1 protein-coding gene is annotated in these 271 nt (G+C 55.7%); it reads right to left on the bottom strand.

Going from position 1 to position 271, the window contains the following annotated elements; all coding sequences use genetic code 11:
• On the bottom strand, positions 1–241 hold a 241-nt coding region (locus tag R0J87_RS20570), incomplete at its 3' end, for a PilW family protein (RefSeq protein ID WP_498888571.1).
• Positions 242–271 lie beyond the last annotated feature (30 nt).

Consider the following 271-nt stretch of genomic DNA (forward strand, 5'->3'; position numbering starts at 1 on the left):
GCCGGAACTGCAGGCAATTACTGCTTAATGAAAATGACACACTGTTGGGCACTGCATTTCGCAGCTCGCGTACCAGGCGTTCGGCAACAAAACGGCTTTGCCCCAGCACCTGTTCACGCAGCGCTGCATCGGCATACATGCGCGACCCAATACCCAGATAGCTGGTAACACCCAACGCCAGTATCGCCAGCACCACCAGCGTAATGACCAGCTCAACCAAGGTGAAGCCGCGGCAACGCATTACCAGTTACCCTTGTAAGCCACAAAGCGG

Source organism: Halomonas sp. SIMBA_159, from assembly GCF_046536035.1.
Lineage (GTDB): Bacteria > Pseudomonadota > Gammaproteobacteria > Pseudomonadales > Halomonadaceae > Vreelandella > Vreelandella venusta_A.